Raw genomic sequence first — 12,553 nt, 5'->3', positions numbered from 1 at the left:
ATACACTACACAATTACCACCTCCATTGCTATAAGTTACTACTAAACGATAGTCACCTTCTTGATTAAATGTATATTGGGTGGTAGTGCCGTTGTTAGTATGCACATTTGCCCAAGTACAATTATAGGATTCAAGGCTTGGAGGGCATTCTTTAAAGCGCTGCGCTTCTTTAGCATTACAGTTGCCTTTTTTCTGCCATACAAAGTTTGTAGCATTAGAAACATTTACTTTTAAATTCACAGAAGCATTAGCACCACACAAATACACTTGAGGATAATACTGACCTGTATCTGGACAAATATATAATTCCCCATTGATCTGTTTATTTTCAATCATCTTATGAATGGGGTGATCAGCTTCGGCAGTATTAGGTTTTACCTCGTAGATTTCGTACATAGTAGCACAACCAGCTTTGGTTTTGGTCACTTTATAAGTACCAGCTTCTGAAACGGTAAGAGAACGATCGGTTCCTTTTTGTCCTTTGTTTGCTCCTTCGGTTTTTTCCCATTTATAGTTATCAAAGCCATCGGCAGCTGTAAGTACAGCATTGGCTTGACAAAGGGTAATGGTTTCTTTATAGGCACATTTACTAAAATCAGTTGCAACGGTAAAAATTGTAGGGGCTTCAGAAGCAGCACCACAAGAGCCTGCTAGAGGGAAACTGTAGGTTTTAATACCACCATTAACAGGGTTTTCGACGCCGTTATAGGTAGCGAAAGCGCTGTTTTCCACCTCATTAGCACAAGGGTCACGCCAATCGTTACAATTATTAGCAACTTGTACGCCGAAAGATATTTCTTGCCAAGCACTACCTCTTTTCACTAAACTTTTATCTACCGTAAATTTTATTTCACGGGTATTGGGGTTGTAAGTTGAAGGAGACACGCCTGAAGGTACACTAATACCGCTTACATTATTTTGTAAACTTTTAGGGAGTATATCGGTGATTACCAAATCTTTAGCATCATCATTCCCGGTATTTCTGAAGCGTATTTTATAACGGAGAGAAGCGCCAAAGGCTATATTGGTAGCATTGGTAACATCATTATTAGCTGCATCGTACACGCGTTTTTCGAGAGCGATGTGAGGTTGTATTACCTCTACGCTGAAGGCGAACATAAAAGGATAGTAGACGTCACCATTTGTACTAGCGAAGAGGCTTGCTGAAGAGGTATTATTTCCTAAGATATTATTTCCTGCATTGGGGAGATCAAAAATACCTACATCGATACCCAGTAGGTTTCTGGATTTAGGGTTACGGTCAAAATTTTCACCATTTTCATCGGTGATAAAACTTTTGAAGAAGTTTTCACCTCTTCCTGATGCATATTCACGTCCTGGGGGGTGAAGGTATACACCTAAATGAGATGTTTTATTAGTTTTTATTCGGAGTCCATCGCCATAATAAGCAACATCGCCCTCTAAAGCAGCAAAGGCGATTTTGGCTTTTACGGGACCTGTAGGGACAGTTGTAAAGCCATCAATTTTTATTTCTTTAGTGGTGTTAGATATTTCTTCCCAACCATCGAACAAGGTGATGTTACGCGCTGGTTTAGATAGATCTTCATAAACTATAAAGAGTGTCCAACCGCCGGCATAGCCTGTGCTTCTACCCGTAACGGCTTGTATATTAGCGACGGTGTAAGTACCTGCTACACCAATGAGTTTATCGGTAACATCGGCTACATATATATAGGCATCATTAGAATCTAAGATTTTTGTTCCTATGATGTCTTGGTAATTAGCTGAACCTATCTTAAATTTTACTTGGTTGAACTTATTTCTATCGACTTTATTTTTACCTCCATACCATCCCCAACTACTTGCTGCCCAATAGAGGAAAGCTTTTTTTACCTTGCGTTCGCAGGTACTTCCTGGGTTAGGGTCTTTGACATTTGCGGAGCTAGAATTGAAAGTATTAGGGTCGTTATCAATATCGACAAAAACTTGGTCTACCGATCCATTCACTTTGGTTAAATCATCAAAGTTACCTGTTTTAGTGGTACCTAATACAGTATTACCTACCACTATCATATCTCCTTTGACAGTGTTTTTATAACGTATTTTGAATTGCTGTGCTGTAGTGCTACCTATAGCAACTAAAAAGAAACATTGTAATAGTATAAACTTTTTCATAATGTGAATGAATGTATTTCTTAAAAATGCTAATTACTAGAAAAATGTGTGTATTATTAGACACACTTATCCTTTGAAGTGCAAAAATACAATATTATTTTTATACAGAAATAGGTAGTAAGAAATTTAACAGAAAATTAACGCTTTTGGGATGCCCCCAACCCCCCGAAGGGGGACAAGCCGGAAAAAGGTGGTGGGAGGTGGTGGGAGGTGGTGAGAGGGGTGGGAGCTGTGAGAGGTGCGAGAGGTGCGAGAGGTGCGAGCCGCACGGGCGATAATGGAGCGGTGGGAGCGGTGGGAACTGTGAGAGTTATGGGAGCTGTGAGGTAAAAGTTTGGGGAAACTCTTACCTCTTAGCTCTTACCTCTTACTTCTTAGCTCTTAGAGTTCAAGGGCTTGTTTTGGGTTGCCGTTCATTAGGAGCTCGATGGGATTTTCAAGAGCTTCTTTTACTGCTACTAAAAATCCTACTGATTCACGTCCGTCGATGATACGGTGGTCGTAAGAAAGGGCGACATACATCACGGGGGCAATTACTATTTGACCATTGCGCACTATAGGGCGATCGACGATGTTGTGCATACCCAAAATGCCTGATTGCGGTGGATTTATAATAGGAGTAGACAACATTGATCCGAAGACACCTCCATTGGTAATGGTGAAAGTACCTCCGGTCATCTCATCTACCGTAATTTGTCCATCACGAGCACGGGTTGCTAAGCGTTTTACCTCGGCTTCAACACCGCGGAAGGAGAGGTTTTCGGCGTTGCGAATGACGGGCACCATCAATCCTTTGGGGCCTGATACGGCGATAGAGATGTCGCAGAAATCGTAAGTAACTTTATCTTGACCATCAATCATTGAATTGACATCGGGGAAGAGTTTGAGGGCGCGTACTACTGCCAAAGTGAAGAACGACATAAAACCGAGACTCACGTTGTGACGTTCTTTGAAAGCGTCCTTATATTCGGCGCGCAACTGATAAATAGCCGTCATATCAACCTCATTGAAAGTAGTGAGCATAGCGGTTTCGTTTTTAGCACTCACTAAACGTTCGGCTACTTTACGGCGCAACATACTCATCTTAGCACGTGTTTCACGACGCACACCACCTGTGGGGGTTCCCATTGATGGCTTAGAGGCTTTAAGAGCGTCGTTTTTGGTGATACGACCGCCTTTGCCTGTACCTACTACTGTTGATGCAGGAATCTCGCGTTCTGCTAATATCTTGCGAGCGGCCGGTGATAGTCCTCGATCTCCTGAAGTGGGAGAAGCTGGTGCGGTGGGAGATTCTGATTGCCTCCGTTCCCCCGAAGGGGGACAAGCTGGTGTGGTGGGAACAGCGGGAGGTGCGGGAGCCTCTTGTTTCACTGGTTGCGATGATGAAGGGACTGCTAATGAAGGAGCTGCTGGAGCTTTTGCTTCAGTATCAATCAAGCATACCACTTGTCCTACTTTTACGGCTTCGCCTTCTTCGGCTTGCAATGTAATAATTCCGCTAGCTTCAGCGGGAAGTTCAAGGGTTGCCTTATCGGAATCTACTTCGGCAACAGCTTGGTCTTTAGTTACGTAATCCCCGGTCTTTACAAGCCAACGGGCTATTTCTACTTCGGTGATAGATTCCCCAGGTGAAGGGACTTTCATTTCCAACATATCGTTTAGTTTTAGGTGTTAGGTATTAGTTATTTCGTCGTTAAAAAGTTTTTCAATTTTGCTAAGAATCCTTTGCGTTCTTGTTTATCATTTTGCAAGAGAGTTTCGAGTTCTTGTCGATTGAGTGTTATAAGCATATAGTGACCATCGAGTTTTTGTATTTTGTTTTGAGGCAATCGCTCTAAAAAGGTTTTATAATCAAGTCCGTCGAGTACCTCATAAGCATCGGGGTCGTTTTCATCGCCGCTGATAACTACCAAACTAATGCGCCACAACTTTACATCGCCTTGACTGAGGTTTACTTGGGTAAAATCTACAAAAGGCGGATATTCATAAGGCAAAATAGTAGGAACACCCTCTGTAAGAGCATAAGCTCCCATCACCTCTCCTTTATCATTTCTAAAAAACTGCTGACGTGCTATATATGCATCAGGATGTTCATATAGTTGTTTTTCTATGAGCTGACTAAAGGCTTTTACCTTATCTTCGGCGGCTAATAACCGTTTTATCATTTCGTCTGACAAACATATAGGACGATAGACACCGAACAGATAAGATCCTCCTTTTTCACCTTCATAACATTTGATGCCAAATTTAATATCGTTTCTATAATTGTACGTAATGGCATTGGGTTCATAAACTTCTCCTTCTTCATCAACTACTTTGCTACCCAATGCGGTGGCTACTTTGCCAATAAACTCGTACGCACCTAACCAATCGGCTTCGGTACTGGGAGTAAATACGCGCACACCGTAGTCTTGGGTTTCGGTGTCGTAAGAGACTTCAAAACCGCGACCACTAATGCCTTCTTGTCCCATCAGCATATAGCCCCAATCACTAAGCGGTGCATTCATCACTTGGGAGTAATGCTCGTCGTTATCAGCAATAGAGTATTGTACAAATCCGTCACGCTGGAGGTTGAGCAATTGCTGAGGAGTCATTTCCTCAGGTGCTTGTGTATTTTTAATGTAAAAAGTTCGGCTCATTTTTTTTATAGGTAACAGGTGTTAGGGGTTAGGTGCTAATTTAACGTGAGTTCGACGTAAGTAATTATTAAATAATCAGCAAAATGTTTTAAATCTCCCACGAATTTCACGAATTTTCACGAAATAAGGACTGTAAAAAATTCTTTACTTTACATTATCTCACGAATTTTCACCTGACGGTGAATTATTTTGTGAATATATTATAAAGTAAGCACTCTTAGTTGAGGCTCTACAAGGGGAATACTATCTAATACAAGTAAAGCTGCAATAGACTTTCGCTGTGCTGATACAGTTCCGATGATAAATAAACACAAGAATGTAATAATTGTTTTCATTGAGGTTAATTTAGAGTTTGCAAACTCGTGGCACGAGGCTGTAGCTCATACTGAGGGGGGCTATTTTATGGAGTTTTCTCTATTAGAGGTATATCCAACTTTTCAGGATTACCTTTTAGAGTAACTAAAATCACTCCATTTTTAGCTTTCTCACTGTATTTTTCAGTAGCTTTTTTGTCTTTTAGTACTACGATACTCTCTACTCTTTTAGGGCTGACATTGTTCATAAAAAGCTTTCCTACTTCAGGATCTGAAAACTCTACATCATTGACAACAACCAGAGGAAAATCTTTGTTAGGAACTTCTATTCTTGATAGGTTAGCTTTCTTAGAAGTATCTTTGCTTTTCTTCAAAGTAATGATAACCACTCCTTTTTCGGCTTTACTGCTACATAAAACAATAGCAGAAGGATCTTTAAATATGCTTTTAAGTACATTGATATTCTCAATATCATTAGGCTCAATTGCATTTAAAAAGATAGTACCTACCTTGTCGTCATCTATCAGAACACCATTCACCACGAGCAATGGCGAATTTTGCTCTCGTGACACAATTTTGGCTACTGTTTTTTGCGCTGATAGTGCATAAGTGGTTATCAACAATAGTAATGTAATGATTGCTTTCATATTGACGTTCAAAAAGCTCTATTTGTGAGGGCGAATTGCATTAGGGCGAATTGCATTAGGGCGAATTGCATTAGGGCGAATTGCATTAGGGCGAATTGCCATTAGGACGAATTGCCATTCGCCCCTACGGAATAAATACGGCGGCAATGGCTTGGTTGTGACGTTTGCGGTCGCGGGTGTGACTACCAGAGGCGGGGGCTGCATAAGCAGGTGTGCCTACATAACGCCATTTTACCAAATCAAAATTCATTAGCATATAGCCATAAGCGCCCATATTTTTTGGTTCTTCTTGCGCCCATACGAAATCGGTGGCGTGAGTGTATTTGGCTATGATAGCTTTAAGCTGCTCAACAGGCAATGGGAACAACTGCTCAATACGTACCAAGGCTACATCGTCTCTACCGAGTTTTTCACGCTCGGCATAAAGGTCGTAGTAATAACGGCCGGAACAAAAAACCACGCGTTTTACCTTTTCAGCATTGGCGATAGGGTCGTCGAGCACTTCTTGGAAATGTCCTGCAGCTAAATCGTCTACCGTTGAAATCACTTGTGGGTGACGCAACAAGCTCTTAGGTGTGAACACTATCAAGGGCTTGCGGAAGTTGGTTTTCATCTGTCGGCGCAAGAGGTGGAAAAAGTTGGCTGGGGTGGTACAATTGGTTACATACATATTGTTTTCGGCACAGAGTTGTAAATAGCGTTCTATGCGCGCTGAGGAGTGCTCGGCTCCCTGGCCTTCGAAACCGTGAGGGAGTAACATCACTAAGCCGTCTTGGGTTTTCCATTTGCCTTCACCACAAGAAATATACTGGTCGATCATTATTTGAGCACCATTGGAGAAGTCGCCGAACTGTGCTTCCCATATAGTGAGTGTGCGCGGACTTGCCATTGCATAACCATACTCATAGCCTAAGACTCCATATTCGGATAACAAGGAGTTATAGATATGGAAATTACCTGTTGCTAATTGTTTAGTTTTTAAGTCTTTTAAGAAACATACTTCTTCTTCAGTATCTTCAGTTTTGAGTACGGCGTGGCGATGTGAGAAAGTACCGCGTTGTACGTCTTCGCCAGTGATGCGCACATCGAAACCTTCGGTGAGGAGCGATCCATAAGCTAAGAGTTCCGCCATTCCCCAATCGATATGGTTATTAGCATACGCTTCTTTACGGTCGGCGATAATTTTCTTCACCTTATTAATAAAAGGTTTATCGGCGGGTAATTCGGTAAGTACGGCAGCTATCTGGTCAAGTTTTTCTTTAGAGATAGTTGTATTTACCTTTTGTAGCATTTCCTGAGGAGAGGCTATTTCAAAGCCCTGCCATTCGGTTTGCATAAAAGGTTTTAATATTGTAATCGGTTCTTTTCGAGAGGCTTCGAGGCAAGTATCGAGATATGCTTTGTAAGCATTTTCTATTTCGGTAACATACGCTTGTTGGGTAATCCCCTCCCCTATCAGTTTTTGTGCGTATATATGGAAAGAATTATCGTGTTTTCCAATAGTTTTATACATTATCGGTTGAGAGAATCGGGGTTCGTCGCCCTCATTATGACCGTATTTGCGATAGCCAAAGAGATTGATATACACATCTTTGCCAAAGGTTTGGCGGTAATCAATTGCTAAGAGGAAAGTATGTACAACGGCTTCGGCATCATCGGCATTGACGTGAAGCACAGGTGATTCGTTCATTTTTGCAATATCGGTGCAGTAGAGGGAAGAACGTGAATCGGAAAAATTAGCAGTAAAACCAACTTGGTTGTTGACCACGATATGCACAGTACCACCATTAGTAAAGCCACGCAAGCCGCACATTTGAACAGTTTCGTATACTATACCTTGACCTGCAACGGCTGCATCACCGTGAATGAGTATAGGCAAGGCTTGACGGATATTTCCTTGACAATAGCGGTCTTGTTTAGCGCGGGTAATCCCTCCGACGAGTGCATTTACAGCTTCGAGGTGTGAGGGGTTAGGCACCAAGTTCATATCTACCGTTTTGCCAGTGCGGGTGTTGCGCTGGGTGGTAATACCCAAGTGGTATTTCACGTCGCCATCGAACCAATCGTCCATTTCGTAATCTTTACCATCGAACTCGGAGAAGATATCTTGTGGATTTTTGTGGAATATATTAGCTAATACATTCAATCGACCGCGGTGTGCCATACCGAGTACGACGTGTTTTACGCTTTGTTCGGCAGCTGCTTCGATCATAAAATCGAGACCCGCTACAAGGGTATCATTACCTTCTAATGAGAAACGTTTTTGACCTACATATTTTGTATGTAGGAAGTTCTCAAAAGAAGCCGCTTCGTTGAGTTTTTGGAGGATTTGGAGTTTTTCTTCTTTAGAAAAGTGAGGAGTATTATGGTTTTGTTGTAATCGTTTGACAAACCAGTTGCGTTCTTCGGTATTGCGAATGTGTTGAAACTCCACTCCTATAGATTTACAATAGGTAGTTTGGAGTTTTTCGACGATAGTGCTGAGAGGTGCGGGGGCTAAGCCTATTTCGCGAGCGGCATCGAAAGAGGTATTTAAATCGGCGGATGCGAGTCCGTAGTTTTCGATAGCCAAGGTAGGGGTATAAGGCTCACGAGGGCGTAGCGGGTTGATTTGAGCGAATAAGTGTCCGTAAGTACGATAATCGTTGATTAGGTTGAGAACGGCGAATTCTTTTTTGACCTTATTGATCAAGGCGGGGTTTTCGTCACTCACTACTTGTTGTGCCATTGCGGGTATAGCTTCTTCAACGGAAGTGCCATATTGCTCTTGAGCAAAATCAAAACCTTGGAAGAAAGCGCGCCAACTGGGTTCTACTGCATCGGGGTTTTCTAAATATTTATCGTATAAATCACCGAAAAAGGCCGTACTTGCGGCATTCAAGAAAGAATACTTATCCATAAAATAGCAATTGTTTCGTTTGACTTTCGTTAATAATAGGCAAAGGTAGTATTTTGTTTTGAATTAGCAAGGGGATTTGTGTTAAAAAAAATAAGATTTTTATAAATATTTGATTTTCAAGTATAGTGGGAGCAAAATGAGGGGAGCACGAGCTACAAGCTTGCGTTAGGGGAGGGATAATGGGAACTGTGGGAATTGTGGGAGCTGTGGGAGTTGTGGGCTACAAGCTTGCACTAGCGGGGGAGACTCAGATAATCTTGGAGAGTCTCGGAGGAGGCAATAGTATTATTAGAAAAATCTATTAAATTTAATTATTGTATTTAACAAATTTATTATATCTTTGCAGCGTAGAATTAAAAAAATAACAACATTATGAAATTAAATACCTTAGGGCTTGACAAAGCCAAAGTAGAAAAAGAAATCGGCTTGCTAAACGTATTGCTTGCCAACTATCAAACGTATTACCAAAACTTGCGCGGTGTACACTGGAATGTAAAAGGAAAACGCTTTTTTGAACTTCACGTAAAATTTGAAGAGCTTTACACTACCGCTCAAGAACAAGTAGACGAAATTGCTGAACGCATTCTCACCCTTGGAGGTGTGCCTTTCCACACTCTCGAAAGCTATGTGAAACACACTTCTGTTCCTGTAGGTGAAAATATTTTTGACGATGATAAAACAGTGCGTTTGATCATTGATACTCTTAGCGCGTTATTGCCTTTGGAAAGAGAATTGTTGAACTTCTCTGACGAAATAGGCGACGAGGGTACTAACTCATTGATGAGCGACTTTATCTCTGGGCAAGAGAAAACTGTTTGGATGCTTAAAGCTTACTTAAATGAAGTTGTGTAATCAATTGATTATTGACAATTGACAAAGTGCGGTGTTTCATATTGTGAACATCGCACTTTTTATTTTGGAGAGAGGTGAGAGCGGTGGGAGTGGTGAGAACAGTGGGAGCGGTGGGAGTAAAAAATTGTTGTTAATTAAGAAATTATTATTACTTTTGCACAACCACTTAAAAAGAATATAAAATGAGTGCATTGAGTGTGAATCACCTATTGGGTATCAAGTATATCACTGAAAAGGATATACAGTTAATTTTTGAGACTGCTGACCATTTTAAGGAGGTCATCAACCGTCCTATAAAAAAAGTGCCTTCACTGCGCGATATTACTATTGCTAATCTTTTCTTCGAGAATAGTACACGCACACGCCTATCATTTGAATTGGCAGAAAAACGCCTCTCTGCTGATGTGATTAATTTTTCGGCTTCGCAATCTTCAGTTACTAAAGGAGAAACTTTGGTAGATACTGTAAACAATATCTTATCGATGAAAGTGGATATGGTAGTAATGCGCCACCCTAATCCAGGGGCAGGAGTCTTTCTCTCACAACAGGTGAAGGCTTCGATTGTAAACGCTGGCGATGGGGCTCACGAACACCCTACACAAGCGCTTTTGGACTCGTACTCCATACGAGAACGTTTGGGTGAGGTAGCAGGTAAGAAAGTAGTGATTGTAGGCGACATATTGCACTCACGGGTGGCACTTTCTAATATTTTTGCCCTTCACAAACAAGGTGCTGAAGTGATGGTATGCGGGCCTCAAACGCTCATTCCTAAATATATACACGCATTGGGCGTGAAAGTAGAAACTGACTTACGCAAAGCACTGAATTGGTGTGATGTAGCGAATATGTTGCGCATCCAAAATGAGCGCTTAGATATCAGTTATTTTCCTTCTACTCGCGAATATGTACAACAATACGGACTCACCAAAGAGATTTTAGATAGCTTAGACAAAGAAATTGTGATTATGCACCCAGGACCTATCAACCGAGGGGTAGAAATCACTAGTGAAGTAGCTGATAGTGACCAATCAATTATCTTACAACAAGTAGAGAACGGAGTTGCTATACGAATGGCGGTAATTTATTTATTAGCTAACAAGTAAGAGGTAAGAGATAAGAAAAGCGCGATGTTTATCATTCAAAACATCGCGCTTTTTTATTTATCAGTTGTTGTTATCTTTTTAGTCTGATAGTAATAAGGGCAAAAGCAAAAGTGGTAAAGAAAGAAAAAATTGCATAGACAAGGGCGGGTTTGGTCATATCGGTATTGCCTATGAGGGTTCCTGCTACTAATATAGCTAAAGCTGTGTTTTGCAGTCCTACTTCTATACTAATAGTTGTTGCTTGTACTCCTGAGAGTTTAAAGGTTTTTAAAGCAATGAAATAACTGAGAATCATTGCACTGAGGTGCATTAGCAGTGTAGCAGGCAAAAGACGAATTATCTCATCTACCGAGATACCACTACCTCCTGATTGTTTATCTCCAAAGAATTTAATAAAAAAAACAATTCCCAATAATATCGTATTGATAACCTTTAAAGGAAAACGGATTTTAAGGGATATGTTAGGAAAAAATCGGTTGAAAAACAAACCTAACAAGGCGGGAATGATGATAATTTTGGCTACTTCCCAGACCATATTGAAGATAGGTAAAGAAACTTCGGTATGACTTCCCATAAAGATTGCTACTGCCCAATTAGACAACAGTGGAATGGAGAGCAGAATGAGCAGACTGTTGATAGCAGTAAGCGCGACGGCTAAAGCGGTATCGGCTTTGATGAGATAGCTGATAAAGTTAGAGGTCGTTCCACCAGGACATATTGCGACGATGATGAGTCCGACTTTTTCGGCTGGGGGGAGATTAACTAATTCGGCAATGATAAATGCACAAATAGGCAGAAAGACCATCTGCAAGAAAAGCCCCAAGTATAGGGGCTTTGATTTTTTGAATATATTCTCGAAATCGGCAAAGCGAAGGGAGCTACCTATCGCAAAGGTGATAAGCATCAGAACTGCCGAAAGAAGATAATCTATAAACATTAGTAATTAGGTTTTTCTAATAAGTGTAAGTATAATTGGCTTTATGGTTGCTATTTTTCTTGTATTCCATTGATTTAGGGCTGTTGTTGCTGTTCCATTGATAAGAGAAAGAGCGAGTAGCATTCTCTAAATCTTGGTAGTTCGCTTGAGTGTTGTCATACAGATTGTTTGTATAAGAAACAACATTATGAGCGGCTGTTCTTAGCAGAGGATCCCTATAATAATCGCCATAGTAGTTGTAGTTACTTATCAACTCTATTTCAGCTAAATATTTAAAGAGGTCTCGTTGATAGATATTCGGTTTATTATCGTATTGGTAAGTACAAGTGCCTTTGGTTTCTTCTCTAGGTATATTGCCTATATAAACTATTTTCTCAAAGGAAGCTACTGTGCCATCGGGATTGAGAGTATAGGTAAAACGGTCGTTAGAACCAGGAGTAGGATCGGTGGCAATCATTTTTATTTTATTAGCTTCATAAGTATAACTATATTTTTTTGTTTCAGTTCCATCAACCGTAGTTTTACTCGCTACTTTGTTATTAAGATATTCATAGGTGATTTTTTGAACATTATCACTACGAATGATAGATTGTAAGTGATTTTCACTGTAATTAAAATTATAAGAATAATTTCTATTGCTTTGAGAATTACTTTTGAGGGTGATTCTTTTTATCAAATCACCTTCATAGTCAATGGTATAGACTTCATCAGTAGTAATAGATCCATCTTCTACTATTCTTACTCTACTGAAAGTTGTTATTTTATTTCCAGTTAAAGTATAAGTATCCGTAGTTTTTACGGTTTTCCCTATGGAAGTAGTTACCTCTTCTACAATTGTTTTAGGGAAAACGTTACTATAGGTAGTTTCATTGTTATTATCGTCTTTTCTACAAGAGAGCAGTACAAGGGTAAGTACTGCTAATAATACTATTTTTCTCATTTTTGATACGCTTTGATGGGACAAAGGTAGCAATAATTTTTTAATTAGCCAATTTGTAGTTGAGCAAAATCATAAAAAGGACTGCC

General features: G+C 40.4%; 9 protein-coding genes. 2 read left to right on the top strand and 7 right to left on the bottom strand.

Annotated features, from left to right (window positions below; translation table 11 throughout):
- The 5 genes from I7X29_RS09455 to I7X29_RS09435 form a co-directional block, all read right to left on the bottom strand.
- Positions 1–2,136, bottom strand: a 2,136-nt coding sequence (locus I7X29_RS09455; RefSeq protein ID WP_198474270.1) for a DUF7619 domain-containing protein, incomplete at its 3' end; no start/stop codon positions are given.
- 381 nt (positions 2,137–2,517) lie between these two features.
- On the bottom strand, positions 2,518–3,789 hold the full coding sequence (gene odhB, locus I7X29_RS09450) for a 2-oxoglutarate dehydrogenase complex dihydrolipoyllysine-residue succinyltransferase (protein WP_009414363.1): 1,272 nt from the start codon (positions 3,787–3,789) through the stop codon (positions 2,518–2,520).
- A 29-nt stretch (positions 3,790–3,818) separates the two neighbouring features.
- Positions 3,819–4,775, bottom strand: coding sequence for a DUF4299 domain-containing protein (locus I7X29_RS09445; RefSeq protein WP_198474268.1), 957 nt, complete (start codon positions 4,773–4,775; stop codon positions 3,819–3,821).
- A 400-nt stretch (positions 4,776–5,175) separates the two neighbouring features.
- Positions 5,176–5,736, bottom strand: coding sequence for a TonB-dependent receptor (locus I7X29_RS09440; RefSeq protein ID WP_198474266.1), 561 nt, complete (start codon positions 5,734–5,736; stop codon positions 5,176–5,178).
- Between the two features lie 124 nt (positions 5,737–5,860).
- Positions 5,861–8,635, bottom strand: coding sequence for a 2-oxoglutarate dehydrogenase E1 component (locus I7X29_RS09435; RefSeq protein WP_198474264.1), 2,775 nt, complete (start codon positions 8,633–8,635; stop codon positions 5,861–5,863).
- A gap of 372 nt (positions 8,636–9,007) precedes the next feature.
- Here I7X29_RS09435 and I7X29_RS09430 point away from each other — a divergent pair, with 372 nt between their 5' ends.
- Together I7X29_RS09430 and I7X29_RS09425 are read left to right on the top strand one after the other, a co-directional pair.
- Entirely contained in the window at positions 9,008–9,487 is a 480-nt protein-coding gene (locus I7X29_RS09430) for a Dps family protein (RefSeq protein ID WP_009414368.1), read from the top strand.
- Positions 9,488–9,669: 182 nt separating this feature from the next.
- On the top strand, positions 9,670–10,590 hold the full coding sequence (locus I7X29_RS09425) for an aspartate carbamoyltransferase catalytic subunit (RefSeq protein WP_198474262.1): 921 nt from the start codon (positions 9,670–9,672) through the stop codon (positions 10,588–10,590).
- A 70-nt stretch (positions 10,591–10,660) separates the two neighbouring features.
- Here I7X29_RS09425 and I7X29_RS09420 read toward each other — a convergent pair whose 3' ends face one another.
- Complete coding sequence (locus tag I7X29_RS09420; RefSeq protein ID WP_198474260.1) at positions 10,661–11,527, bottom strand: bile acid:sodium symporter family protein; 867 nt, start codon at positions 11,525–11,527, stop codon at positions 10,661–10,663.
- 16 nt (positions 11,528–11,543) lie between these two features.
- Positions 11,544–12,467 (bottom strand): hypothetical protein, encoded by a 924-nt coding sequence (locus I7X29_RS09415; protein ID WP_198474258.1) that lies wholly within the window; start codon positions 12,465–12,467, stop codon positions 11,544–11,546.
- Between the last annotated feature and the right edge of the window lie 86 nt (positions 12,468–12,553).

Origin of the sequence: Capnocytophaga periodontitidis (assembly GCF_016126015.1) — a bacterium.
In the GTDB taxonomy this organism is placed as follows: domain Bacteria; phylum Bacteroidota; class Bacteroidia; order Flavobacteriales; family Flavobacteriaceae; genus Capnocytophaga; species Capnocytophaga periodontitidis.
This window is presented reverse-complemented; position numbering and strand designations above follow the sequence as displayed.